Below are 21,373 nucleotides of genomic sequence, written 5' to 3' on the forward strand. Positions count from 1 at the left end.
CCCGACCGCTTACGACCCTACCTCTCTGTGAGCTTCTCGGTGACATCGGCCGGGACCTGACACTCCCCCTCCTGCAGGGGGATTCCCCCAGCGCCCCGTACCCCAGGTCCGGGTACGGGGCGCCGCGGGCTTCCGAGCCGCATCACTCAGAGTGAGCGGCAGGGGGTTCGTCGATCACCGGTTCAGGGAACGCAGTGATTTACCGACGAGTACCGCTCGATCCGCTGCCGTCGGCAGGTGTTCCAGGCCGAAACCGAGGAGCACCGTGTTACGCGTAGTGACCGAGGCGTAGGACTTGTACAGCTCCCCGGAACGGGCCCAGTCGCCCGGGACTTGAGGGCTTCCGGCCGGTGAGCCCTGTGCGGTCCAGGCCCCCAGCGAGGTCTCGAAGCCCTCTGCGGCCTGGTCGGCGCCGCCGACGGAGAGGCGCGCCTCGTCCGCGAAGACGCCGCGGCCGCCGGAGCCCGGGTCGGTGACGTAGGAGAGCGAGACCTCGACGCTCTTGCCCGCGTACGCGCTCAGGTCGAAGGAGACCTGCTTCCAGCCGCCGGAGGAACCGGTGAAGCTGTTCCAGGTGCCGCTGGTGCCCTGCGGGGTGCACCCGCCGGACGCCACGGTGAGGTAGTGGCGCAGGAACGGGTGGCCGTTCACGAAGAACCCGCCCTCGCACTCCTCGGGGACGGCGTTCCCGGTCTGTCCGCCCGCCTCGGGAAGGGTGGTCCAGTCCTCCCCGCCGACCGTGTGCGCCTCCAGGACGGCGTGGTCGTAGCCCGGCTCGGTGTTCCAGTTCAGGGCCATCTTGAGCTGGGGCCTGTCGGCCGCGGTGACGCCGGTCAGGTCGATGGTGCGGGTGAGCCGCTTCCAGTCGTTGTCCTCGTGGGTGGCCGCGGCCATCCCGGCGCCGGCGTAGGGGGCGTACGGGTTCACGACCCCGGCGTACTGGCCCGCCTGCGCGCTCTTGAACTGCGGGAACTGCGCCGGCGGCAGGGCCTCGGAGGTCACCGCGTAGGAGCCGGGCGCGTTGAGGGGGTTGCCGTCGGCGTCGGCGAGGGCGCCCTTGGCCCCGGCGAGGGTGCCCGTGCCGGTGAATCCGGTGGCGCCGGTGACACTCGTACGGTCGTAGGCGCCGAGCCAGTACTGGCTGAAGTCGTCGGTGACGGCGCGCCCGACCTGGGCGTTGCCGCCCGCCAGCTCGCCGGCCTCGATCAGCTTGCCGCCCTCGTTCAGGAAGTCGCGCACCGCCAGCTGGGTGGGCCCGCCGGGGGTCTTGGCGCCGGTGTAGTGGACGGCCGTGCGGAAGTGGGAGAGCACGCCGAGGTGGTGCGGGGCGCCCTGCGCCGCCACGTCCCAGACCGTCGCGGACTTGCCGTTGGCGCGCACCGCGTCGACGTACTCCTGCGCGTGCCGGGCCGTGGCGCCCTCCTCGGCGATCACCAGCACGTCGGCGCCCCGCGGCCGCTCCGCGACCGTGTACGTGAAGTGCTCGCTGGTGGCCTTCCTCCCGGAGCGGTCCCGGCCGGTGAACCAGACCTCGACCTTGTCGCCGGGCTTCGCGCCGTCGACCGTGGCCCGGTACTCGTCGAACCAGTTGTTGTCCTCGCCGCCGTAGACCTGGCCGCCCTTCCACGGCTTGAGGTCTTCGTCGTGCGTGCGGCCGCCGTTGATTCGGAAGTTGAGCTGCTTGTCCTTCAGCGCCTTGCGGGCCGTGACGGAGACCGTCTGGCCCTCACGGCCGGCCGCGTAGGAGGTGGTGAAGGGGTCGAGGGTGAAGTCGGCGGCGCTCAGGCCGACGGAGGACGTGGGCTGGTCGGGGTGGGCGGCGGACTCGCCGACGGCCAGCGCGAAGGGGATGTTCTTGGCGAACTCGGCCTGGATCAGCTTCTCGTCGTCCGGGAAGTTGAAGCCGGACTGGCAGTCCTCGGGCTTCCACCGGTCGTTCGGGTCGCTCGCGGAGGCCGTCTGGCAGGTGGTCATCTCCGGCGTGAACATCATGATGCCGTTGACGTTGCCCGCGTGGCCGTCGGCCTCGCCGTTGGTGGTGTAGAGCTCGGAGGAGAGCTGGGGGTGGTAGCCGGGGACGGCCGGGTTCTCCGGGGTGCCGGCGAGCGCCTTGTAGGCGACGTCGTCGGGGGTCGGTGTGGCCACCTGCCAGCCCACTCCGTAGAGCAGCAGCTCGGATGCGGAGTGGTAGTTGACGGCGTACCGGAAGCCGATGCGCTTCTCGAACCGGTCGAGGGCGACGGTCTCGGGCTCGGAGGATGCCTTGGGGCCGCGGTAGGTCTCGCTCGACGTGCTCGGGGAGGAGCCCTCGTTGTCGTAGCCCCACTTGTAGGCGAAGTTGCGGTTGAGGTCGACGCCGTCGCCCGCGGTGATGGTTCCGTCGCCGTTGTTGTCGCGCAGGTTCTTGCGCCAGAGCCGGTTGCCCCCGGGCGCGTGGGTGTAGTCGTATCCGTCGGGGTTGGCGGACAGCAGGAACCACAGCTCGGTGGAGTCCACCAGCTTGGTGATCCGCTGGTCCTTGCCGTAGTTGTCGAGGGTGTGGTGCATCAGCCGCCGGGTCATCTCGGGGGTGATCCACTCACGGGCGTGCTGGTTCGACATGTAGAGCACGGACGGCTTGTCGCCGTCCTTGGTCGTCCTGGCGTTCTTGGTGACCTTCAGCGCCAGGATGTCCTTGCCCTGGACGGTCTTGCCGATGGAGACGACCTTGGTGAGGGCCGGGTTGGCCTGCGCGGTCTTCAGGATCTCCTCCTGGAGGCCGCCCTTGCCGCCGTACGGGCGGAAGACCCCGTCGCCGGCGGCCCGGGAGCGCTCCGCCGCCTTGGCGGGGACCTTGTGCTCGGCGAGCTTCACGCCCTTCGCGGCGAGCTCCTTCGCCTGGCCGCCGGTGAGGAAGAGCTCGACGTGGGCGGTACCGGTCTGCGGGGCGCGCTCGGCGAGCTCGTGGGCGTCCTGGCCGGCCGCGAGCACCAGCGGGACCTGCTCCCTGGTGATGTCGGCGTCGTAGACGCGGACCTCGTCGGCGCCGGAGGCCGCGTCCGGCGCGGGCCGGGCGTGGGCCGTCGCCGGTAAGGCGGCCAGTGTGGTTCCGAGGACGAGCGTGCCGGCGGCGAGGATCGATCTCGCGCGGTGCCTCATGTGCCCCCCTGGGCGTCGTGTGCCACGAAAGCGTTCGCCCGCCAGGCTCACGACCGGCCCATGCTCATGTCAATGGGGCGTGGCCGAAAGGGGCCCGCACGTGTGACGTACGGGCCCCGGGAGGCCTACGACCCTGTCCGAGGACGCGGGAGAGGGCCGACCGGCTAGCCGGCCATGTTGTCGGCGAGCTCCTCGCTGAGGTTGGACTCGGTGCCGGGGATGCCGAGGTCCTGGGCCCGCTTGTCGGCCATCGCCAGCAGGCGGCGGATCCGGCCGGCGACCGCGTCCTTGGTCAGCGGCGGGTCGGCGAGCGCGCCCAGCTCCTCCAGGGAGGCCTGCTTGTGCTCCATGCGCAGCCGGCCGGCCGCGGCCAGGTGTTCGGGCACCTCCTCGCCCAGGATCTCCAGGGCGCGCTGGACGCGGGCCCCGGCGGCCACCGCGGCCCGGGCCGAGCGGCGCAGGTTGGCGTCGTCGAAGTTGGCCAGGCGGTTGGCGGTGGCGCGCACCTCGCGCCGCATCCGCCGCTCCTCCCACGCCAGCACCGACTCGTGGGCGCCGAGCCGGGTCAGCAGGGCGCCGATGGCGTCGCCGTCGCGGACCACGACCCGGTCCACCCCGCGCACCTCGCGGGCCTTCGCGGCGATGGAGAGCCGCCGGGCGGCGCCCACCAGGGCCAGGGCGGCTTCCGGACCGGGGCAGGTGACCTCCAGCGAGGAGGACCGGCCCGGCTCGGTGAGCGAGCCGTGGGCCAGGAAGGCGCCGCGCCAGGCCGCCTCGGCGTCACACGTGGCCCCGGAGACCACCTGCGGGGGAAGACCCCGGATGGGGCGGCCCCGGCCGTCCACGAGGCCCGTCTGGCGGGCCAGCTGGTCGCCCCCGGCCACGACGCGGACGACGTAGCGGCTGCCGCGGCGCAGTCCGCCGGGAGCCATGACCACGAGGTCCGAGGAATGGCCGAAGATCTCCAGGATGTCCTTGCGCAGGCGCCGGGCAGCGATCCCGGTGTCCAGCTCCGCCTCGATGACGATCCGCCCGCTCACCAGGTGCAGCCCGCCCGCGAACCGAAGAATCGCCGAGACCTCCGCCTTCCTGCAGCAGGTCCGGGTGACGGGGAGCCGGGAGATCTCATCCTTCACCGCTGGCGTCATCGCCATGGGCCGATCCTTCCATGCATCCGAAAAATACGGTCGTACGCGGCGGCGAGCAGCTCCGGGTCATGCTTCGGAGAGCCGTCCTGCCTGGCCACGGGGGCCAGTTCGACCGCGGCACCGAACCGCTGTGCGGCATCGGCGAGGGACTCGCGGTCGGGCACGGCGGCCTGGTCGGCCAGCACCACGTCCAGGGCGAGTTTAGGGGCGTGTCGGGCCAAAACCTCCAAATGACGCTGCGGAGAGAAGCCCTCTGTTTCACCGGGCTGCGGCGCGAGGTTCAACGACAGGACCCGGCGGGCCTTGGTCGCCATCAGCGCGTCGAGGAGTTCGGGGACCAGCAGGTGCGGGATCACCGAGGAGAACCACGACCCGGGACCGAGCACCACCCAGTCCGCGTCCAGCACCGCGGCCACGGCCTCCGGCACGGCCGGCGGGTCGCCGGGCACGACGTGGACGGAGAGCACCTCGCCGGGGGTGGTGGCCACCGTGGCCTGTCCCCGGACGGTGTCCACGTCCTGCGGTCGGGCCGGGTCGTGGCCCCGGACCAGCGCCTGGAGCTCCAGGGGCACCGCCGACATGGGCAGGACCCGGCCCTGGGCGCCGAGGAGCTTCCCCACCAGGTCGAGGGCCTGGACCGGGTCGCCCAGCTGCTCCCACAGGGCGACGATCAGCAGGTTCCCGACGGCGTGCTCGTGCAGGGCGCCGGCGGACTGGAAGCGGTGCTGGATGACGCGGGACCAGGTCTGGCCCCAGTCGTCGTCGCCGCACAGCGCGGCCAGCGCCTTGCGCAGGTCGCCGGGCGGCAGTACGCCGAGCTCCTCGCGCAGCCGGCCGCTGGAGCCGCCGTCGTCGGCGACGGTGACCACGGCCGTGAGCTCGCCGGTGATCCGGCGCAGGGCCGCCAGGGAGGCCGACAGCCCCATGCCGCCGCCGAGGGCGACGACCTTGGGTGCGGCCCCCTTGGGGGCTGCGCCGCGGCGCAGCCCGGTGCGGCGGGCGCCGTCCTCGTCCCGTCCCGAGGTGAGACGGCGCAGGCGGCGCAGCCGCAGCGTGCGTCCGGTCACTCGCGCCCCATGTCCCGGTGGACCACGACGGTCTCGACTCCCTCGGAGGCGAGGCGGGCGGCGAGCTTCTCCGACATGGCGACACTGCGGTGCTTGCCGCCCGTGCAGCCGACCGCGATGGTCACGTACCGCTTGCCCTCGCGGCGGTAGCCGGTGGCGATGAGCTGGAGCAGCTCGGTGTAGCGGTCGAGGAACTCCTTGGCGCCGGGCTGGCTGAAGACGTAGCCCGACACCTCCGGGTTCAGCCCGGTGAAGGGGCGCAGCTCGGGCACCCAGTGCGGGTTCGGGATGAAGCGGCAGTCGACGACGAGGTCGGCGTCTACGGGGAGGCCGTACTTGTAGCCGAAGGACATGACGGTGGCCCGCAGCTCGGGCTCCTCGTCGCCGGCGAACTGCGCGTCCATCTTGGCGCGGAGCTCGTGCACGTTGAGGCTGGAGGTGTCGATCACCAGGTCGGCGTCGCCGCGCAGCTCGCGCAGCAGGTCGCGCTCGGCGGCGATGCCGTCGACGATGCGGCCGTCGCCCTGGAGCGGGTGCGGGCGGCGGACCGACTCGAAGCGGCGGACCAGCGCGTCGTCGGAGGACTCCAGGAAGACGATGCGCCGGGTGACCCCGCGCAGCTCCAGGTCGGCGAGGGACTCGCGCAGGGCGTCGAAGAACTGGCGGCCGCGGACGTCGACGACGACGGCGATCCGCGCCACATTGCCCTGCGAGCGGGCGCCGAGCTCCACCATGGTGGGGATCAGGGCGGGCGGGAGGTTGTCGACGACGAACCAGCCGAGGTCCTCCAGACACTTGGCCGCCGTGCTGCGGCCGGCGCCTGACATGCCGGAGATGATCACCAGTTCGGGGATGGCCGCCTCGGCGGTATCTCCGGGCTCCACTGTCGTGCCCGTAGTCACCTGTGCTCCGTCTCGGTCGTGCTCGGTCGTGTGGTCGGTGGTGTGCGCGGTCTCGTGCTCGGACGCGTGCTCGGTCATTGCTCGGTCCCCCGTTCGGACGATGTCCCCCAGCCACCGCTGGGGGTACCCCCTCCCACTGGCGCGGGATGGTCATCCTCAATGATCTCTCCTGTCGCCATGTTGACGGCAGGACCGGCGGGGACCGCCCGGGCGAGCGCCGCGGCCACGGTCTCGGCCGTCTTGCGGCCTATACCGGGGACCTCGCAGATCTGGTCGATTGTCGCCTGTCTCAGCTTCTTCACCGAACCGAAGTGCTTGACCAGGGCCTGCTTGCGGCTCTCGCCGAGTCCCGGCACCTCGTCCAGGGGGCCGGACCTGATCCGCTTGCCGCGCTTGTTGCGCTGGTACTGGATGGCGAACCGGTGGGCTTCGTCACGGACCCGCTGCAGCAGGTACAGGCCCTCGCTGCTGCGCGGCAGTACCACCGGGTCGTCCTCGCCGGGCAGCCAGACCTCCTCCAGCCGCTTGGCCAGGCCGCACACCGCCACGTCGTCGATCCCGAGCTCCTCCAGGGCCCGCTGGGCGGCGGCCACCTGCGGCTGCCCGCCGTCGACCACGACGAGCTGGGGCGGGTACGCGAAGCGCTTGGGCCTGCCGTCGTCCTCGGCCGGCTGCTCGTCGCCGTCCTCCGGGGACCACTCGCCGGTCTTCAGCTTCTCCTGGAGGTAGCGGCGGAACCGCCGGGAGACCACCTCGTGCATGGAGCGGACGTCGTCCTGCCCCGGATGCGACTTGATCTGGAAGCGCCGGTACTCGCTCTTGCGGGCGAGGCCGTCCTCGAAGACGACCATGGAGGCCACCACGTCCTCGCCCTGCAGGTGCGAGATGTCGAAGCACTCGATGCGCAGCGGCGCACTGTCCAGCTCCAGGGCCCCGGCGATCTCCTCCAGGGCCCGGGACCGGGTGGTGAGGTCGCTGGCGCGCTTGGTCTTGTGCAGGGCCAGGGACTGCTGCGCGTTGCGGTGCACGGTCTCCATGAGCGACTTCTTGTCCCCGCGCTGCGGCACGCGCAGGCTGACCTGGGAGCCGCGGCGCTCGGCGAGCCACAGCGCGAGCGCGGCGGCGTCGTCGGGGAGCGCCGGGACCAGCACCTCCTTGGGTACGGCCTCGCCCTTCTCCTCCCCGTACAGCTGCTGGAGGGCGTGCTCGACGAGCCCCGCGGTGTCGACGGCCTCGACCTTGTCGGTGACCCAGCCGCGCTGGCCGCGGACCCGGCCGCCGCGTACGTGGAAGATCTGGACGGCGGCTTCGAGCTCGTCCTCGGCGACCGCGACGAGGTCGGCGTCGGTGGCGTCGGCGAGCACGACGGCGTTCTTCTCCATGGCCCGGCGCAGCGCCCCTATGTCGTCGCGCAGCCGGGCGGCCTTCTCGTACTCCATCTCCTCGGCGGCCTCGTGCATCTGGCGTTCCAGGCGGGAGAGGTAGGTGCCGGTGCGGCCGGCCATGAAGTCGCAGAAGTCCTCGGCGAGTTCGCGGTGCTCCTCGGGGGTGACGCGGCCGACGCAGGGCGCGGAGCACTTGCCGATGTAGCCGAGCAGGCAGGGGCGGCCGATCTGGGCGGACCGCTTGAACACCCCGGCGGAGCAGGTGCGGACGGGGAAGACCCGCAGCATCAGGTCGACGGTCTCGCGGATGGCCCAGGCGTGCCCGTACGGTCCGAAGTAGCGCACGCCCTTCTTCTTGGGGCCGCGCATGACCTGGACCCGCGGGTACTGCTCGTTCATGGTCACGGCGAGGGAGGGGTAGCTCTTGTCGTCCCGGTACTTCACGTTGAACCGGGGGTCGAACTCCTTGATCCAGGAGTATTCGAGCTGGAGCGCCTCGACCTCGGTGGAGACGACGGTCCACTCGACGGAGGCGGCCGTGGTCACCATCGTGGCGGTACGGGGGTGCAGGCCGGCGACGTCCTGGAAGTAGTTCGCCAGGCGTTGGCGCAGGCTCTTGGCCTTCCCGACGTAGATCACCCGGCGGTGCTCGTCGCGGAACCTGTAGACCCCCGGGGAGTCGGGCACCTGTCCCGGCGCGGGGCGGTAACTGGAAGGGTCGGCCATGCCAACACCCTACTTGCGGGGACCGACAACCCGGCAGCACCGGCTCGGTCGGGCGGACGGCGCAGGCCCGGGCCCACCGGCACGGGCCCGCGCCCCGATGCGGCCCGGACCTGCCGTTCCAGCCCGCCGGCGGTTGAGGCGCGGGGGCTCGGGGCCGGCCGGATCCAGCCCCGCCGGCGTTTGAGGCGCGGGGTCCGGGCGGAGCCCGGTGAACGGGAGAAGGGCGGGGAGGGGACGGTCCCGCAGGGCCCGGCGTCCGGGGGGACGGCCGAGCCCTGCGGGGGTCGGGGGTGCCCGGCGGATCAGCCCTGCGCGGCCCGCCGGCGCCGGCGCAGCAGGGCGGCCGATCCGGCTGCGCCGAGCGCCAGTGCGCCGGCGGCTCCCGCCACCACGGGTACGTCGGCCCCGGCGGCGGCGGGCGCCGCCGTGTCGAAGCCGCCGGCCTTGCCGGCCTTGGCGTAGGCGGAGCCGGGGAGCTTGTCCCCGTACGCCTTCGCCACCCGGGTGCGGTAGGCGGCGAGGGTGGTCCCGCCGTCGCCCACCGCCCGTACCGCGTCCTCGTCCAGCGGGAGGACCCGGCTGTCCCCGGCGACGTACCAGGCGTCGGTCTGCGGCTCCCGGAACACCGTGCCGCCGGGCAGTTTCGCGGCGCCCATCTGCGCGTAGCGGAACTCGTCGTCGCCGGTGGCGATGTTCACCACCTGCCAGCCCGCCCCGGTCCTGGCGGTCCACAGCGAGGCCTGCTGCCCGTCCGAGGAGACCGCCTTGGTGGCGAGGAACTCCAGACGGGCCACGGACGCGCCGGGCTTGCCCGCGACGAAGTCCGGGGAGAGGTAGTGGACCGGCACCGCCTCCCCCTGGATGCGGGGCTGTGCGGCGGCCACCGTGACCTTGCCCTCCCGGGCGAAGAACCGGGAGAGGGTGGCCAGGGTGTCGGGGGCGGCGGCCGCCCGGCCCGCCTCGGCCCGGGTCTCGGCGGTGACCGACCGGGGCTGCGGCACGGGTGTGGCGGAGGCCTGCGGGGTCAGGCCGAGGGCCAGGCCGGCGGTCGCGGCGAGCACGGCCGCGGCGGTGCGTACGGTCGCGGTCATGGCGCTCACGCCCCGATCCGGTAGAGCGAGTGGGTCCAGGAGAAGGTGCCGTTGTCCACGTACCAGGCGTGGGAGGCCCAGTTGTAGCGGTCGCTGGACGGCCACGGGTCGCCCCAGTAGACCCAGCTGTTCGCGGTGTCGTAGCCGTAGATCACGTGCATGTGGCCACCGCCGTTGGACCACTGGATCCGGGTCTCGATCGGGCGGTTCGCGTCGATCTCGGTCTGTACGGTGCTGTAGCGGAGCCAGCCGTTCACGTACGAGCCGGGGCTGATCCCGGCCCAGTTCAGGGCGGTCTGGACGTTGCCCAGGGTGGCCTGGTTGTTGGGGCAGTCGTAGCCCTGCTGGCGGTTGAAGGCAGCGTTGCAGAACTGGTTCTGGGTGTAGGTGCGGCCGAACCACGTGGCGATCGTGTTGCCGCTGGCGGCCCAGCACCAGTTGGTCTTCTGCTGCGCCTGCATGGTGATGTTCAGGCGCTTGGAGGACAGGGCGGAGTCGGTACCGGCACCGGCGGCGGTGGCGGTGGCGGTGGGCAGGGCGAAGAGCACGGCGGTGAGGACGGCGGCCAGGGACAGCCGCCGGTTTCGGTTGCGCATCGCGTTCCTCCCGTGGGGGGAGTGGGGATGGAGGAGCGCGTCCGGACGCTGAGGAGGAGCATCAAGGTGTTGTCGCGATCAGGTCAACACGCTTCAATACGCGGGGACATTGCAGTGTGAACGGCGGGACCGCCGTGTGAACGGCTGCCGTCCTTTCACCTGGACCCCGGACACCCACGGCAGACCCTCCCGTCCCACCGCGCGTGAACGTTCACAGAAGGAGCCGCCATGCGGTCGACGGGGCAGGGCGCGGCGAGCACCGAGGACATCGCGCACCTGCTGCGCACCGGACCCTTCCATCTGGCGCTGCGCGCCGCGCTCACCGCTCGCGGGCTGCCGCTGCACCGCGTCCAGCACCGGCTGGCCGCCCGCGGCATCAAGGTCGGAGTGACCAGCCTCAGTTACTGGCAGCAGGGCGCCCGCCACCCGCGCCGCCCCGAGTCCCTGCGGGCCGTACGGGCCCTGGAGCAGATCCTCGAACTGCCCACGGGCACGCTGCTGCGGCTGCTGACCGAGTCCGGGCGGGGCGCCGGGCCGGAAGCGGTCCGTCCGCCGTCCCGCTCGTACCGGGCGCTGATCAGCGTGGGGGCGGCCGTGGAAGAGCTGCTGGCCGGCATGGAACTGCCCGCCGACGGCGGCCTGCACACCGTCGGCCACCACGAGCGGGTGCGCATCGGAGGCGCCGGTGAGCTGCTGGGCCGCGAGTCGCAGCACGTCGTACGGGCCCACCGCGACGGGGTCGACCGCTACCTCGCCGTCCACCACGGCGACCCGGGGTGCGACCCGGCCCGGGTGCGGGTCCAGGCGCACGAGAACTGCCGCACCGGCCGGGTGCGCTGGCACGGCGAGGCGGAGGTGCTCGTCGCCGAGCTGCTCTTCGACGCCCGGCTGCGCGCCGGGGACACGTACGTCTTCGGGTACGGCTTCGAGGACGGGACCGGCGGCCGCAGCACCGAGTACGTCCGCGGGTTCAGCTACACCGGCGGGCAGTACGTGCTCCAGGTCCGCTTCGACGAGGCGGCGCTGCCGGTGCGCTGCCGGCGCTTCAGCCGCTCCGGCCCGGGGGCGCCGAGCAGGGACCTCGCCGACCTGACCCCGAGCGGACGCCACCGGGCGGTGCACCTGGTGGAGCCGACGGTGCGGCGCGGGATCCTCGGCATCGCCTGGGACTGGGCCTAGCCGGCACGCCGGCGGGCGGGGGGTGCGGTCAGCCGGCGATGAGCCTGCCGTTCTCGGCCCTGACGGGGACGGCGGGCAGCGGGTCGGCGGCCGGGCCGCGCAGCACCTTGCCGGTCGCCACGTCGAAGCGGCTGCCGTGGCAGGGACAGTTGGCCTCCCCCTCGACGATCTTGTCCAGGACGCAGCCGGCGTGCGTGCACTGGGCGCTGAACGCCTTGTACTGGCCTTCGGCGGGGCAGCTGACGACCAGCTTCCGCTCGCGGAACAGCTTCGAGCCGCCGACCGGCACCTCGGACGCGGCTCCGAGCTCGACCGGGGCGGTGGGGACCGCCGGGGAGCCGGATCCGCTGTTGCCCTCGGGGGAGCAGGCCGCGAGCGTCGCTCCGGCGCCGGCCGCCCGGGCGAGCGCGGCGGCGCCCTTGAGGACGGTACGGCGGGCCGGGGGTATTTCCCGGCGGGGCGAGGGGGAGGACGGCGACGCGGACATGCGGTGCTCCTGGTTCGGACTGCGGCGGCCGGCACTCCGTTCGGCCGGGCCCACCCGACGATACCGGCGGCCGATGGGATAGCTTCCCCCGCGTGATCGTCGTCGGCGGAGAAGCCCTGATCGACCTGGTGCCCGTGGCGCAGCCGCCGGGCGCGCTGCTGCCGCGGCCGGGCGGGGGGCCGTACAACACCGCGCTGGCACTGGGCCGGCTCGGTGCGGACGTCGCCTTCTGCTCCAGGGTCTCGACGGACGGCCTCGGCGAAAGCCTGCTGGCCGGGCTGCGAGCGGCCGGGGTCGACCTCTCGCTGGTCCAGCGCGGCCCGGAGCCCACCACCCTCGCCGTGCCCTCGCTGGCCCCGGACGGCTCGGCGGCGTACGGCTTCTACGTGGAGGGCACGGCGGACCGGCTGTTCACCCTGCCCGACGCGCTCCCGGCGAGCGCCCGCGCCCTGGCCCTCGGCACCTGCTCGCTGGCGCTTGAACCGGGCGCGAGCGCGTACGAGGCCCTGCTGCGCCGGGAGTCGCGGCGCGGGCTGCTGACCCTGCTCGACCCCAACATCCGGCCCGGGCTGATCCCGGACCCGGAGGCCTACCGAGCCCGGTTCCGCGGCTGGCTGCCGTACGTGTCCGTCCTCAAGCTGTCGGAGGAGGACGCCCGGTGGCTGGGCGGCCGGGTGGAGGACTGGCTGGCGGCGGGGCCGTCCGCGGTGGTGCTCACCCGGGGCGACCAGGGGCTGACGGTCCGGACGCGGGAGGGCGCGGAGCACACGGCGGCCGCCCGTCCGGTGGCGGTGGTCGACACGATCGGTGCGGGCGACACGGTCAATGCGGCGCTGCTGCACCGGCTGGCCGCCCGCGAACGGTCCGGCCCGGTGGACTGGCCTGCCGTCCTGGCCCATGCCGCCCACGCGGCCGCCCTGACCTGCACGCGGGCGGGCGCCGAGCCGCCGTACGCGGGAGAGCTCGGCGCCTAGCCCGGCCCACCCGCCGGCGCACGGCTCAGCGGAGGGCGGCCCACAGGGTACGGGCCACGGCGGGGGCGAACTCCTCGACGGGCTGGACGACTTCCGCGCCGGAGAAGTGCAGGAAGAAGGCCCGCTGGAAGCAGGCGCCGAGCAGCAGCGCGGCGGCGGCCGCGGGATCGGCGTCCGGGCGCAGCCTCCCTCGGTCCTGCTCCCGGCGCAGGTGTGCGGTCAGGGCGTCGCGTACGACGTGCGGCCCGGTGCCGATCTGCTGGACGCCCTCGCGGTGCCGGGTCAGCAGCGCGGGCTCGGCGAAGAGCGAGGCCGCCATGGGCATGGCATCCGCGTAGAAGAGGGAGGCGTGCCGGGCGATGGCGGCGAGGCCGTCCTCCACGGAGCGCTCCGGGTGGTCCCCCCCGAGCTCGGCCATGAGCGGTCCGGCGTTGGGCGTGCGCTCCATGAGCACCCGCACGAACAGCTCCTCCTTGTTCGCGTAGTACTTGTAGAGCGCGGCCTCCGAGCAGCCCGCCTCCCGGGCGATGGCCTTCGTCGTGGTGTTGGCCAGGCCGATGGTGCGCATCAGCGTCTCGGCGGCGTCCAGCAGCCGCTCGGGCGTGGGACGGCTTGACTTCGAGGTGAGCATTCACTCACTCTAGGGGCATCTGAGGGTGAGTAAATACTCACCCACCCTTGGGGAGGCGGGAGCTCAGCCATGGAACTCACGGTGTTCGGAGCCTCGGGCGGCGTAGGCCGCGAGGTCGTCCGCCAGGCGCTCGACGCAGGTCACGAGGTGACGGCGCTGGTCCGGGACCCGGCCCGGCTGGGGGTTGCGGCGCACGACCGGCTCCGGGTGGCGGTCATCGCCGACCTCACGGACGAGGACGCCCTGCTCCCCGTCCTCTCCGGCCGCTCGGCGGTGATCTCGGCGCTGGGAGCGGCCGGCAACAAGCAGGCCCGGCTGGCTCCGGTCACGGGGCCGGCGCTACGGGCCATCGTGAGCGCCATGGACCGGGCCGGGGTGAGCCGCCTCGCGGCGGTCAGCGCGGCTCCGGTGGGGCCGGACGTGGCGGACGACGGATGGTTCAGCCGGAAGGTCTTCCTGCCGCTGCTGCGGAGGGCGCTGCGGGACCTGTACGCGGATCTGGCCGTCATGGAGGCGACGATCCGGGCGAGCGGCACGCAGTGGACGGTGATCCGGCCGCCGCGTCTGCTGAACCGGCCGGGCACCGGCCGCTACCGCAGGGTGGTCGGAGCGAATGTGCCGAAAGGCCGGGTCATCGCCCGCGCGGACGTCGCGGACGCCCTCCTGACCTCCCTGACGGACCCCTCGACCGTCCACCACGCGGTGGGCGTCGCCGCCTGACACCGGGCCGGACGGCCCGGCCCCCTCCCCCGGAACCGGTCCGGGGCCCGGGGACCCGGATCCCCGAACGCCGGCGGGGCTGGATCTTCCAGCCCCGCCGGCGTCGGAGGACCGCTGCCAGGGCGGCGGTCAGGCCTTGCGGGCCCGCGCCGTCGCCTTCTTGGCCGGGGCGGCGGCCTTCTTGGCCGTGGCCCGCTTCCGGGCCGCCGGCACCACCGGGGCCGCGTCCGAGATGCGGTCCGCGCCCAGGATGTCCCGCAGGAACTTGCCCGTGTGGCTCGCGCCCACCGCCGCGACCTGCTCCGGCGTGCCCTCGGCCACCACGAGACCGCCGCCGTAGCCGCCCTCGGGACCCATGTCGATGACCCAGTCCGCCGTCTTGATGACGTCGAGGTTGTGCTCGATGACGATCACCGAGTTCCCCTTGTCCACCAGCCCCGACAGCACCTTGATCAGCTTCGAGATGTCCTCGAAGTGCAGACCGGTCGTCGGCTCGTCCAGGACGTAGACGGTCCGCCCCGTCGACCGCTTCTGGAGCTCCGAAGCCAGCTTCACGCGCTGCGCCTCACCGCCCGAGAGCGTCGGCGCCGACTGGCCGAGCCGCACGTAACCGAGGCCCACCTCGTTCAGCGTCCGCAGGTGCCGCGCGATCGTCGGCACGGCCTCGAAGAAGTCCAGCGCCTCCTCGATCGGCATGTTCAGGACTTCCGCGATGGACTTGCCCTTGTAGTGGACCTCCAGCGTCTCCCGGTTGTACCGGTCGCCGTGGCACACCTCGCACGGGACGTACACGTCCGGCAGGAAGTTCATCTCGATCTTGATCGTGCCGTCACCGGAGCAGTTCTCGCACCGGCCGCCCTTCACGTTGAAGGAGAAGCGGCCCGGCAGGTAGCCGCGCACCTTCGCCTCCATCGTCTCGGCGAAGAGCTTGCGCACGTGGTCGAAGACACCCGTGTACGTCGCCGGGTTCGACCGCGGCGTGCGCCCGATCGGCGACTGGTCGACGTGCACGACCTTGTCGACCAGGTCGTCCCCGTCCACCCGCGTGTGCCGCCCCGGCACCGACCGGGCGCCGTTCAGCTCGCGCGCCAGGTGCGTGTAGAGGATGTCGTTGACCAGCGTGGACTTGCCGGAGCCGGAGACGCCCGTGACCGCCGTGAGCACGCCCAGCGGGAAGGACACGTCGATGTCCCGCAGGTTGTTCTCCTTGGCGCCGTGGACGGTGAGCCTGCGGTCCCCGTTCACCGGGCGGCGTACGTCCGGGACGGCGATGGACCGCTTGCCGGACAAGTACTGCCCGGTCATCGACTCGCCGTTCTTCAGCAGCTCCTTCAGCGAGCCGCTGTGCACGACCTTGCCGCCGTGCTCGCCCGCGCCCGGACCGATGTCCACGACCCAGTCGGCCACCTTGATGGTGTCCTCGTCGTGCTCGACCACGATCAGGGTGTTGCCCATGTCGCGCAGCCGCACCAGCGTCTCGATCAGCCGGTGGTTGTCCCGCTGGTGCAGGCCGATGGAGGGCTCGTCGAGCACGTACAGCACGCCCACCAGGCCCGAGCCGATCTGCGTGGCCAGCCGGATGCGCTGGGCCTCGCCGCCCGAAAGGGTCCCGGCGGCGCGGTTCAGCGAGAGGTAGTCCAGGCCGACGTCCACGAGGAAGCGCAGCCGCTCGTTGACCTCCTTGAGGACCCGCTCGGCGATCTTCTTGTCCCGGGCGTCGAGCCGCAGCTGCCCCAGGAACTCCGCGCACTCGCTGATCGACATCGCGGCGACCTCGGCGATGGACTTCTCCATCACCGTCACCGCGAGGACGATGGGCTTGAGCCGGGTGCCCTCACAGGTCGGACACGGCACCTCGCGCATGTAGCCCTCGAAGCGCTCGCGGCTCGCGTCGCTCTCGGACTCCGCGTGCCGCCGCTTGACGAACGGCACGGCGCCCTCGAAGGCCGTCGTGTAGGCCCGCTCCCGTCCGTACCGGTTGCGGTAGCGGACCTCGATCTGCGTCCGGTGCCCGTACAGCAGGGCCTTCTTCGCACGCGCCGGCAGCCCGGCCCACGGGATGTCCGTGCGGAAGCCCAGCTCGCCGGCGAGCGCGCCGATCAGCCGCTGGAAGTAGTCCTTGGTGTGGCCGAGCGACCACGGGGAGACCGCCCCCTCGTCCAGGGACTTGTCCTCGTCCGGAATGATCAGCTCCGGGTCCACCTCCATGCGCGTACCGATGCCGGTGCACTCGGGGCAGGCTCCGAAGGGCGAGTTGAAGGAGAAGGACCGCGGCTCCAGCTCCTCGAAGGACAGGTCGTCGTACGGACAGTAGAGGTGCTCGGAGAACATCCGCTCACGCTCGGGGTCGTCCTCGGCCAGGTCGACGAAGTCCAGGATCACCATGCCGCCGGAGAGGCCGAGGGCGGTCTCCACCGAGTCGGTGAGCCGGCGCTTGGCGCTGTCCTTGACGGTGAGGCGGTCGACGACCACCTCGATGGTGTGCTTCTCCTGCTTCTTCAGCGTGGGCGGCTCGGCGAGCTGGATCGTCTCCCCGTCCACCCGCGCCCGGCTGTAGCCCTTGGTCTGGAGGTCGGAGAAGAGGTCGACGAACTCGCCCTTGCGCTCGCGCACCAGCGGCGAGAGCACCTGGAAGCGGCTGCCCTCCGGGAGCGCGAGCACCCTGTCCACGATCGCCTGCGGGGACTGCCGGGAGATCGGGCGGCGGCACTCGGGGCAGTGGGGCTTGCCGATGCGCGCGAAGAGCAGGCGGAGGTAGTCGTAGACCTCGGTGATGGTGCCGACGGTCGAGCGCGGGTTGCGCGAGGTCGACTTCTGGTCGATCGAGACGGCCGGGGAGAGGCCCTCGATGAAGTCGACGTCGGGCTTGTCCATCTGCCCGAGGAACTGGCGGGCGTACGACGAGAGCGACTCGACGTAGCGGCGCTGGCCCTCGGCGAAGATCGTGTCGAAGGCCAGGGAGGACTTGCCCGACCCGGAGAGTCCGGTGAAGACGATGAGGGAGTCGCGGGGCAGGTCGAGCGAGACGTTCTTGAGGTTGTGCTCGCGAGCGCCACGAACGATGAGACGGTCGGTCACGCCGGTCCGCACCTTTCTTGAGAGAGCGGGGGCACGGGCCCCCGTCCCAGGGTATGGGGGGCGCCTCTGCGGTGGGGTGGTGCTTGACTTACGAGCGTATAGCACGCGCATTCGATTTACGGCACGCCAGGGACGGCTTCACCCGATCGGGTGGCCCACGCCCCGGGCCCACTAGGCTCGGTCCCATGACTGATCATGTGCACGACCTGCGATCTGTACGTGAAGCCACGGACCGGCTGCTGACCGCGGCCGCGAAACTGGACAACGCCGCCCTGGCCGGGGAGTCACACCTCCCCGGGTGGACCCGTGGCCACATCCTGGCCCACCTCGCACGCAATGCGGACGCCCTCGTCAACGTCTTGGAGGGCCGCCCGATGTACGAGAGCGGCGAAGCCCGCGACGCGGACATCGAGCGCGATGCCGGCCGGCCTCTGGTGGAACAGCTGGAGGACGTGCGGAATTCCGCGGACCGCTTCCAGGCCGTCGCGGACGCCCCCCAGGAGTGGTCCCGGACCGTCGAACTGCGCAACGGTGTGACCGACCTCGCCTCGAACGTGCCCTTCCGCCGGCTCGTCGAGGTGGAGCTGCACCACGTCGACCTGAACATCGGCTACGGGCTCGACGACCTGCCGGAGGAGTTCACCGGGCGCGAGATCGCCTTCCTCGCGGACCGCTGGGCCGGGCGCCCGGAAGTCCCCGCCACCGCCCTGACCGCGACGGACGGCCGCACCTGGCGGACCGGCACCGCCGGGGACCCCGTCGTCACCGTCTCCGGCCCGGCGGCCGGGCTGCTGGCCTGGCTGGCCGGCCGCGGCGACAAGGGCGCCTCGCTGACCACCGCGGGCGGAGCCCTGCCCGCCCTCCCGGCGCTCTAGGATCACGACATGACGTACAGCGGAGCGGTCAAGGTCGGCGGTCCGGCCGACGTGCATGAACTCTCGGACCTGATGATTTCAAAGGTCGCGGTGGGCTCGATGAACAACAACGCCTACCTGCTGCGCTGCCGGGCCACCGGCGAACAGCTGCTGATCGACGCAGCCGCCGAGGCGCACACGCTGCTGCAGCTGATCGGGGACGACGGCATCGCCTCGGTCGTCACCACCCACCGCCACGGCGACCACTGGGGCGCCCTCCAGGAGGTGGTCGACGCGACCGGCGCCCGGACGTACGCGGGCGCCTTCGACGCCGAGGGCATCCCGGTGCCCACCGACGTGGCGGTGGCGGACGGCGACACGATCACGGTGGGACGGGTCACCCTGACCGCCCGCCACCTGGTGGGACACACTCCGGGCTCGATCGCGCTGGTCTACGACGACCCGCACGGGCACCCGCACGTCTTCACCGGGGACTGCCTCTTCCCCGGCGGCGTCGGCAACACGTGGGGGGACCCGGAGGCCTTCGCGAGCCTCATCGACGACGTGCAGCACAAGCTGTTCGAGCAGCTGCCGGACGAGACCTGGGTGTACCCGGGGCACGGCAACGACACCACGCTCGGCGCCGAGCGCCCGCACCTGGCCGAGTGGCGCGAGCGGGGCTGGTAGTCCCGGCCCGGCCGGCGCCGGCCGGTCGCCGTCCGGTCAACTCCGCGGAGGAGTGCACTCCTTCCGGTCGAAGATGACCGAACGCACGTCCCGGAGGTGCGGGGCGGGGTAGTTGCTGCACCATGCACCACGACCCCGCCCCCGCCCCGGCGACGCCTCCGTCCCCGGCCACGTCGTCGCCGCCGCGGACGCCGCCGCCGTCACCGTCGATGGCGCGACTGGCCCTGGCCTCGCTCGCCGGAACGGCCATCGAGTTCTACGACTTCTTCGTCTACGGCACGGCCGCCGCCCTCGTGCTCGGCCCGCTCTTCTTCCCCTCGTTCTCCCCGCTGGCCGGAACCCTCGCGGCCTTCGGCACCTTCGGCATCGGCTTCCTCGCCCGCCCGCTGGGCTCCGCCGTCTTCGGCCACATCGGCGACCGCCACGGCCGCCGCCCGGTGCTGCTCGTCTCCCTGCTGCTGACCGGCCTCGCCACCGTCGGGGTCGGCTGCGTGCCGACGTACTCCTCGATCGGGGCGGCCGCGCCGGTCCTGCTGCTCCTGCTGCGGTTCCTGCAGGGGCTCGGCCTCGGCGGCGAGTGGGGCGGGGCGGTGCTGCTGACGGCCGAGCACGCCCCCGAGCACCGGCGCGGGCTGTGGGCGAGCTTCCCCCAGATCGGGCCGCCCGTGGGCTTCATGCTGGCCAACGGCATGATCCTGGCGCTGTCCGCAGCCCTCAGCGACGAGCAGTTCACCTCCTGGGGCTGGCGGGTGCCCTTCTGGGCCGCCGGGCTGCTGGCCCTGGCCGGGCTGTGGCTGCGCCGCTCGGTGGAGGAGACACCGCAGTTCCGCGCGCTCGCGGAGACCGGGCGGCGCGCCGACGCCCCGCTGTCCGAGGTGGTCCGCGGGCACTGGCGGCTGCTCATGCTGACCGGCGGGGCCCTCGCCTCGGGGTACGCCGTCTTCTACGCGGTCACCACCTGGTCCCTCGCGTACGCCACCAAGCACCTTGAGGTGGACCGCACCGTGATGCTGGCCTGCATCATGGCGGCCGTCGTGCTCAAGGCCACGGTGACCCCGTTCGCAGCCGTGCTGGGCGACCGGTACGGGCGCAAGCCGCTGTGCCTGATCGGCTGCGCGATGTGCGCGGTGTGGATGTTCCCCTTCGTCGCGCTGCTGCGCACCACGGATCCGCTGCTGATGACGATCGGCTTCCTGGGCGGCCTGCTGGGCATGGTGACCACTTTCGCCGTGGTGGGCGCGTACCTGCCGGAGCTGTACGCCCCGCGGATCCGCTGTACGGGCGCGGCCGTGGGCTACAACCTGGGCGGGGTGCTGGGCGGGGCCCTGACCCCGATCGTGGCGACGGCGCTGGCGGACGGCTCGGGCCCGCCGTGGGGCGTGGCCCTGTACCTGAGCGGCCTCTGCCTGCTCAGCCTGGGCTGCTTCGCGCTCCTGCCGGAGACCAACCCCACGGTCGTCCGGCCCCGCAGGGGGCCGGGGGCGGGCAGGGAAGCGGGGGCGGCCGAAGCGGCCGCCCCCGTGTAGCGCCGGCCCGCGGGCCGGCGGCGGATCAGGCGCCGATGCTCTCCGAGCAGGCGGCGGCCTCGGCGGCCGCCTGCTTCTTCGACGCCCGCAGGCTGGTGAGGGTGGTGATCACCAGGACGCCGCAGATGACGCCGAGGGAGACCGGGATGGAGATCTGCGGTACGTGGACGCCCGACTCGTGCAGGGCGTGCAGCACCAGCTTGACGCCGATGAAGCCCAGGATGACGGACAGGCCGTAGCTGAGGTGGACCAGCTTCTGGAGCAGGCCGCCGATGAGGAAGTACAGCTGGCGCAGGCCCATCAGGGCGAAGGCGTTGGCGGTGAAGACGATGTACGGGTCCTGGGTGAGGCCGAAGATCGCGGGGATCGAGTCCAGGGCGAACAGCACGTCGGTGGTGCCGATGGCGAGCATGACCACCATCAAGGGGGTCAGGATGCGCTTGCCGTTGTTGCGGATGAACAGCCTGGTCCCGTGGTACCGGTCCGCGACGCCGAACTTCTTCTCGATGGACTTGAGGAGGCGGTTCTCCTCGAACTCCTCTTCCTCCTCGCCCTTGCGGGCCTCCTGGATGAGCTTCCACGCGGTGTAGATCAGGAAGGCGCCGAAGAGGTAGAAGACCCAGGAGAAAGTGGTGATGATCGCGGCTCCGGCGGCGATGAAGATCGCGCGCAGGACGAGGGCGATCAGCACGCCCACGAGCAGCACCCGCTGCTGGAGCTGGGAGGGCACCGAGAACTTCGCCATGATCAGGACGAAGACGAAGAGGTTGTCCACGCTCAGGGACTTCTCGGTGATGAAGCCCGCGAAGAACTCCTGGGAGGCCTGGCCGCTGCCGAAGAACAGCAAGCCGAGGCCGAAGAGCGCGGCGAGGACGATCCAGACGACCGTCCAGGTGCCCGCTTCCTTGATCGATACGTCGTGCGGTTTGCGGCCGATGAAGAAATCGGCGCCGATCAGGATGCCCAGACCGAGAATGGTCAGCACCCAGAGGGTCAACGAAACGTCCACTTTTCACGCCTCCGGCGGATGGCTCGGCACACAGGTCAGCGTCATCGCTGCCGGAGGTCTCTTCCACCCGGGCCGCTGGGGCCACGGGCCGACGCCCCGGGACCGACTGCGGTTCACATGACCGAGTGGTCCGTACTGACGGGCGCGCCGTGCAGGAAAGCAGGAATACTCCCCT

The 21,373-nt window shown here is 72.2% G+C and carries 17 protein-coding genes; 6 read left to right on the top strand and 11 right to left on the bottom strand.

Annotation, left to right across the window (positions count from 1 at the left end; all coding sequences use genetic code 11):
• Positions 1 to 174 precede the first annotated feature (174 nt).
• From AC0666_RS12905 to AC0666_RS12935, 7 genes are all read right to left on the bottom strand, one after another.
• Positions 175 to 3,138, bottom strand: a complete 2,964-nt coding sequence (locus tag AC0666_RS12905; RefSeq protein WP_478707583.1) for a M14 family metallopeptidase — start codon at positions 3,136 to 3,138, stop codon at positions 175 to 177.
• Positions 3,139 to 3,302: 164 nt separating this feature from the next.
• Complete coding sequence (gene whiA, locus AC0666_RS12910; RefSeq protein ID WP_356849235.1) at positions 3,303 to 4,292, bottom strand: DNA-binding protein WhiA; 990 nt, start codon at positions 4,290 to 4,292, stop codon at positions 3,303 to 3,305.
• On the bottom strand, positions 4,283 to 5,353 hold the full coding sequence (locus tag AC0666_RS12915) for a gluconeogenesis factor YvcK family protein (protein WP_468966778.1): 1,071 nt from the start codon (positions 5,351 to 5,353) through the stop codon (positions 4,283 to 4,285). Before AC0666_RS12915 ends, whiA begins: the two co-directional genes overlap by 10 nt.
• Positions 5,350 to 6,333 carry an RNase adapter RapZ gene (gene rapZ, locus AC0666_RS12920; protein ID WP_468966783.1) on the bottom strand — a complete coding sequence of 328 codons (984 nt, stop codon included), beginning with the start codon at positions 6,331 to 6,333 and terminating at the stop codon, positions 5,350 to 5,352. The genes AC0666_RS12915 and rapZ overlap by 4 nt, the downstream gene beginning before the upstream one ends.
• Entirely contained in the window at positions 6,330 to 8,366 is a 2,037-nt protein-coding gene (gene uvrC / locus AC0666_RS12925; protein WP_468966785.1) for an excinuclease ABC subunit UvrC, read from the bottom strand. The genes rapZ and uvrC overlap by 4 nt, the downstream gene beginning before the upstream one ends.
• A gap of 302 nt (positions 8,367 to 8,668) precedes the next feature.
• Entirely contained in the window at positions 8,669 to 9,457 is a 789-nt protein-coding gene (locus AC0666_RS12930) for a hypothetical protein (RefSeq protein ID WP_468967572.1), read from the bottom strand.
• Between the two features lie 5 nt (positions 9,458 to 9,462).
• The gene (locus AC0666_RS12935; RefSeq protein WP_468966786.1) at positions 9,463 to 10,053 is read right to left on the bottom strand and encodes a papain-like cysteine protease family protein; all 591 of its coding nucleotides are present in this window, start codon (positions 10,051 to 10,053) and stop codon (positions 9,463 to 9,465) included.
• A 228-nt stretch (positions 10,054 to 10,281) separates the two neighbouring features.
• Between AC0666_RS12935 and AC0666_RS12940 the strand changes: the two genes are divergently transcribed.
• The gene (locus AC0666_RS12940) at positions 10,282 to 11,232 is read left to right on the top strand and encodes a hypothetical protein (protein WP_468966789.1); all 951 of its coding nucleotides are present in this window, start codon (positions 10,282 to 10,284) and stop codon (positions 11,230 to 11,232) included.
• 28 nt (positions 11,233 to 11,260) lie between these two features.
• On the opposite strand, the gene AC0666_RS12945 is transcribed toward AC0666_RS12940, so the two are convergent.
• The gene (locus tag AC0666_RS12945) at positions 11,261 to 11,719 is read right to left on the bottom strand and encodes a Rieske (2Fe-2S) protein (RefSeq protein ID WP_478707584.1); all 459 of its coding nucleotides are present in this window, start codon (positions 11,717 to 11,719) and stop codon (positions 11,261 to 11,263) included.
• Positions 11,720 to 11,811: 92 nt separating this feature from the next.
• Here AC0666_RS12945 and AC0666_RS12950 point away from each other — a divergent pair, with 92 nt between their 5' ends.
• Positions 11,812 to 12,693 carry a carbohydrate kinase family protein gene (locus tag AC0666_RS12950; RefSeq protein WP_468966795.1) on the top strand — a complete coding sequence of 294 codons (882 nt, stop codon included), beginning with the start codon at positions 11,812 to 11,814 and terminating at the stop codon, positions 12,691 to 12,693.
• Between the two features lie 25 nt (positions 12,694 to 12,718).
• Here the strand turns inward: AC0666_RS12950 and AC0666_RS12955 are convergent, their stop codons facing one another.
• Entirely contained in the window at positions 12,719 to 13,324 is a 606-nt protein-coding gene (locus AC0666_RS12955) for a TetR/AcrR family transcriptional regulator (RefSeq protein WP_468966797.1), read from the bottom strand.
• 69 nt (positions 13,325 to 13,393) lie between these two features.
• Here AC0666_RS12955 and AC0666_RS12960 point away from each other — a divergent pair, with 69 nt between their 5' ends.
• Positions 13,394 to 14,044, top strand: coding sequence for an NAD(P)-dependent oxidoreductase (locus tag AC0666_RS12960; RefSeq protein WP_478707585.1), 651 nt, complete (start codon positions 13,394 to 13,396; stop codon positions 14,042 to 14,044).
• 129 nt (positions 14,045 to 14,173) lie between these two features.
• Here the strand turns inward: AC0666_RS12960 and uvrA are convergent, their stop codons facing one another.
• Positions 14,174 to 17,122: an excinuclease ABC subunit UvrA gene (gene uvrA, locus AC0666_RS12965; RefSeq protein WP_468584701.1), complete on the bottom strand. Its 2,949-nt coding sequence runs from the start codon at positions 17,120 to 17,122 to the stop codon at positions 14,174 to 14,176.
• 185 nt (positions 17,123 to 17,307) lie between these two features.
• On the opposite strand from uvrA, the gene AC0666_RS12970 reads away from it, so the two are divergent.
• From AC0666_RS12970 to AC0666_RS12980, 3 genes are all read left to right on the top strand, one after another.
• A complete protein-coding gene (locus AC0666_RS12970) occupies positions 17,308 to 17,997 on the top strand; it encodes a maleylpyruvate isomerase family mycothiol-dependent enzyme (protein WP_468966805.1) in 690 nt (229 codons plus the stop codon).
• A gap of 9 nt (positions 17,998 to 18,006) precedes the next feature.
• The gene (locus tag AC0666_RS12975; RefSeq protein ID WP_361721023.1) at positions 18,007 to 18,663 is read left to right on the top strand and encodes an MBL fold metallo-hydrolase; all 657 of its coding nucleotides are present in this window, start codon (positions 18,007 to 18,009) and stop codon (positions 18,661 to 18,663) included.
• 209 nt (positions 18,664 to 18,872) lie between these two features.
• The gene (locus AC0666_RS12980) at positions 18,873 to 20,189 is read left to right on the top strand and encodes an MFS transporter (RefSeq protein ID WP_478707586.1); all 1,317 of its coding nucleotides are present in this window, start codon (positions 18,873 to 18,875) and stop codon (positions 20,187 to 20,189) included.
• 25 nt (positions 20,190 to 20,214) lie between these two features.
• Here AC0666_RS12980 and AC0666_RS12985 read toward each other — a convergent pair whose 3' ends face one another.
• Positions 20,215 to 21,198, bottom strand: a complete 984-nt coding sequence (locus AC0666_RS12985) for a TerC/Alx family metal homeostasis membrane protein (protein ID WP_478707587.1) — start codon at positions 21,196 to 21,198, stop codon at positions 20,215 to 20,217.
• Positions 21,199 to 21,373 lie beyond the last annotated feature (175 nt).

This window comes from Streptomyces sp. NPDC043680, assembly GCF_056436685.1.

Coding starts and splice junctions, on each gene's coding strand:
- AC0666_RS12905 (WP_478707583.1), bottom strand. CDS start 3,138: ATGAGGCACCGCGCGAGATCGATCCTCGCCGCCGGCACGCTCGTCCTC.
- whiA (WP_356849235.1), bottom strand. CDS start 4,292: ATGGCGATGACGCCAGCGGTGAAGGATGAGATCTCCCGGCTCCCCGTC.
- rapZ (WP_468966783.1), bottom strand. CDS start 6,333: ATGACCGAGCACGCGTCCGAGCACGAGACCGCGCACACCACCGACCAC.
- uvrC (WP_468966785.1), bottom strand. CDS start 8,366: ATGGCCGACCCTTCCAGTTACCGCCCCGCGCCGGGACAGGTGCCCGAC.
- AC0666_RS12930 (WP_468967572.1), bottom strand. CDS start 9,457: ATGACCGCGACCGTACGCACCGCCGCGGCCGTGCTCGCCGCGACCGCC.
- AC0666_RS12935 (WP_468966786.1), bottom strand. CDS start 10,053: ATGCGCAACCGAAACCGGCGGCTGTCCCTGGCCGCCGTCCTCACCGCC.
- AC0666_RS12940 (WP_468966789.1), top strand. CDS start 10,282: ATGCGGTCGACGGGGCAGGGCGCGGCGAGCACCGAGGACATCGCGCAC.
- AC0666_RS12945 (WP_478707584.1), bottom strand. CDS start 11,719: ATGTCCGCGTCGCCGTCCTCCCCCTCGCCCCGCCGGGAAATACCCCCG.
- AC0666_RS12955 (WP_468966797.1), bottom strand. CDS start 13,324: ATGCTCACCTCGAAGTCAAGCCGTCCCACGCCCGAGCGGCTGCTGGAC.
- AC0666_RS12960 (WP_478707585.1), top strand. CDS start 13,394: ATGGAACTCACGGTGTTCGGAGCCTCGGGCGGCGTAGGCCGCGAGGTC.
- AC0666_RS12970 (WP_468966805.1), top strand. CDS start 17,308: ATGACTGATCATGTGCACGACCTGCGATCTGTACGTGAAGCCACGGAC.
- AC0666_RS12975 (WP_361721023.1), top strand. CDS start 18,007: ATGACGTACAGCGGAGCGGTCAAGGTCGGCGGTCCGGCCGACGTGCAT.
- AC0666_RS12980 (WP_478707586.1), top strand. CDS start 18,873: ATGGCGCGACTGGCCCTGGCCTCGCTCGCCGGAACGGCCATCGAGTTC.